The organism is Mycoplasmopsis felis ATCC 23391, assembly GCF_000701865.1.
Lineage (GTDB): Bacteria > Bacillota_I > Bacilli_A > Mycoplasmatales > Metamycoplasmataceae > Mycoplasmopsis > Mycoplasmopsis felis.
The window spans coordinates 1-2649 of the sequence record NZ_JNKA01000039.1; the positions used below are offsets into that span (position 1 = coordinate 1).

6 protein-coding genes are annotated in these 2649 nt (G+C 22.7%); all 6 read left to right on the forward strand.

Translation table 4 applies throughout. The features are described from left to right. Positions 1 to 366 precede the first annotated feature (366 nt). A complete protein-coding gene (locus T405_RS03775) occupies positions 367 to 588 on the forward strand; it encodes a hypothetical protein (protein WP_051619567.1) in 222 nt (73 codons plus the stop codon). A 242-nt stretch (positions 589 to 830) separates the two neighbouring features. Continuing rightward, a complete protein-coding gene (locus T405_RS03910; protein ID WP_156951259.1) occupies positions 831 to 1007 on the forward strand; it encodes a hypothetical protein in 177 nt (58 codons plus the stop codon). A 257-nt stretch (positions 1008 to 1264) separates the two neighbouring features. Continuing rightward, positions 1265 to 1405, forward strand: a complete 141-nt coding sequence (locus T405_RS03915) for a hypothetical protein (RefSeq protein ID WP_156951260.1) — start codon at positions 1265 to 1267, stop codon at positions 1403 to 1405. 89 nt (positions 1406 to 1494) lie between these two features. Further along, positions 1495 to 2169 carry a S8 family serine peptidase gene (locus tag T405_RS03485; protein ID WP_036431323.1) on the forward strand — a complete coding sequence of 225 codons (675 nt, stop codon included), beginning with the start codon at positions 1495 to 1497 and terminating at the stop codon, positions 2167 to 2169. An 8-nt stretch (positions 2170 to 2177) separates the two neighbouring features. Continuing rightward, positions 2178 to 2405, forward strand: a complete 228-nt coding sequence (locus tag T405_RS03490) for a S8 family serine peptidase (protein ID WP_258408971.1) — start codon at positions 2178 to 2180, stop codon at positions 2403 to 2405. Positions 2406 to 2419: 14 nt separating this feature from the next. Further along, positions 2420 to 2617 carry a hypothetical protein gene (locus T405_RS03495; RefSeq protein WP_036431329.1) on the forward strand — a complete coding sequence of 66 codons (198 nt, stop codon included), beginning with the start codon at positions 2420 to 2422 and terminating at the stop codon, positions 2615 to 2617. The last annotated feature ends 32 nt before the right edge of the window (positions 2618 to 2649 follow it).

A 2649-nucleotide genomic window follows, 5' to 3' on the forward strand; every position in this document is an offset into this window, starting at 1 on the left:
TAACTATTTTTAGAGATTCTGGGAAACGCAGGATGGAAAATTTAAAGAAGTTCAAATTGTTGTTGGTATGGCCTGTGATATTAGTGGAATTCCTATTTTTTATAAAGTATTTCCCGGGAACACAAGTGATGTTAAAACACTGATTCCGTTTTTAATGAATTTAGATAATTATTCCCTAATAAAAAATGATTGTTATTGCAGATAGGGAATGAGTTCACTTAAAACATAAAACATTTAGAAAGTAATAATATTGATTTTATTATTTCTTATCGCGCAAAAGCATCATGAAAAAAATTTAAGGAATATTTATTAGATGAAACTGATTATCAAAAAATAAATAACACACTAAGTTATAAAGAAAGATTTATGACTGTTTCTCAAGATAGAAAAAATCCAATTGTTTATAAAAGAAAACAAGTGGTTACACTAAGTGAAAAAAGAAAAGAATTAGACAAATTAAACAGAGAAATATTAATCAATAATTTTGTAAAAATGCAAGATTCTAAAGGTTATGTTAGTGAAAAGCAAATGGTTGGTTATAAGAAAATGAAATTTTTCAAACGATTAAAAAAGAGACTTATGTTTTAGATACCGAAAAAATTGAAGAAGATAAAAAATATGATGGTCTTTATGTTAACGAGACTTCACTAACAGAAGTTTCTGGAATAGATATTATTGATATTTATTCCAATCAATGAAAATAGAAGAAAATTTTAGAACACTTAAAAACAATCAAGCAATAAGACCATGTATGTCTTTACTGATGACCATATTCAAGGACATCTTTTATTGTGTTTTATCTCATTATTTATTTTAAAATATTACTTTTAATGTTGAAAAGATTCTATGATAATTATGGTATTATCGGAAAATTAACAGAAGATATAATTATAAAGATATTTAAGGATTTAAACTTTATAGCAACAACAGATTTAACAACAAACAAAATAATTAAAAAAGAAAAAAAATGACAATGATTCATTCTCTGAAACATGAGATTTATATAGTAATATACAAGCATTTATTAAAAATATATAGTAAATTTTAATTTAAAAAACTTTTAGACATACTGTATAGGTCTAAAAGTTTTTGTTATTTTACAACCGGGAAACTCAGGAATGAGAAATCAATGTGAATTAAGGTACAACAAAATTGAGGTTATTTCACAAAATCTGTTATTTTAACATAAAAATTTTAGAAATATTTTATGTTTATAATTAAAATTTATTCTGTTAATAAGAATAAAAATATTTAGAAAGGTGAAATGAAATTAAATTTATTAAAAAATATTATTTTAGCAACTAATGTAATTTCTTCTTATAATAGTTCGCTTATGAAAGATGAAAAAAACTTGATGCAAACTTTTCTTTTGAATGAATTAATTCAACTAATCAAGACTATTTAACAAAAATACAAAATATAGAAAAATTTGTATCAAAATTTAATCATAAAAATAAATCATATTTTGTAAGTGAATATACAAATTTTATTTTTTTGAAATTTAAAGACATAAATATTTATGAAAAAGAAAAAATTTTAAAAGAAATTAAAACTTATTTTAATGTTAATAATGTTTATTCGAATCATTATAAAGACAATTCTTTTAAAAAAAATAAAAGTTCAGTTAATAATTTTGTTATAGATAATAAAAACAGCAATACATTCAATGTAATGAATTTTAATTATGAAGAAAGACAAAAAATTTTATCGATATTAGAAAATAAAAAAAATATGGGTAAAAGAATAAAAGTTGGTGTGCTTGATGATGGTAAAATAGAAAAAAAGAGTGAATATTTTTCTGATGAAAAAGATATTCATTTAATTGACAATAAAGAAAGATTTTGGTGATTTAATAATAATTATGGGGATCACGCAACAAAAGTTGCATCTGTTATTGGTGGAAAAAATGGTATAAATGCTTATACACATTTATATGGAATAAGATCTTTTAGTTATAATGGTTCATCTCATGAAATAGAATGATTAATGAAGAATGGAGTTAAGGTTATAAATCTTAGTTACTACTTAAGTAATGAATCAGAATATAATTGAGCCTCTAAATATCTTGATTCTTTATCACAAAATACTAAAAATGAAGTTACATTTTTTATTGCTTCTGGCAATTTAGAAGACAAAAAATATTCTGATGTTTATAAAAAAGTCTTTTAGGTGATGGTTTATCATATAATTCAATAGTGGTTGGCGCAATAAGAAATAATGATTTTTTGGAAGAATTTAGTTCATGAAGAAGTAAAACAGGTAAAAAAATTAATGTTGTAGCACCAGATGATTTTTCAGATAGTGATAATAAATACTTAAATGGTACAAGTTTTTCTGCACCAGCAGTTGCAGGTATTGTTTCAGTTTTAATGGAATTGAAAAAGATATTTATGCAAAGGGTTTAGATAGCATTATTACAATGTCTGCTCTAACAGCATCATCAAATTATAATATATGAACCAAAAACGAAAATAATTTATATGAATTATCCAAAAAAGTTGTACATGATTATTATGGTCCTGGTAAAATTGATTTTATTAAAATGAGAGAAGCACTACAAAATATTGAGTATAAAATATTAAATAACGGTAATATAAACATGGACACAAAAAATTAACATTTTTGTAAATTATAACATCATAGCTGTTT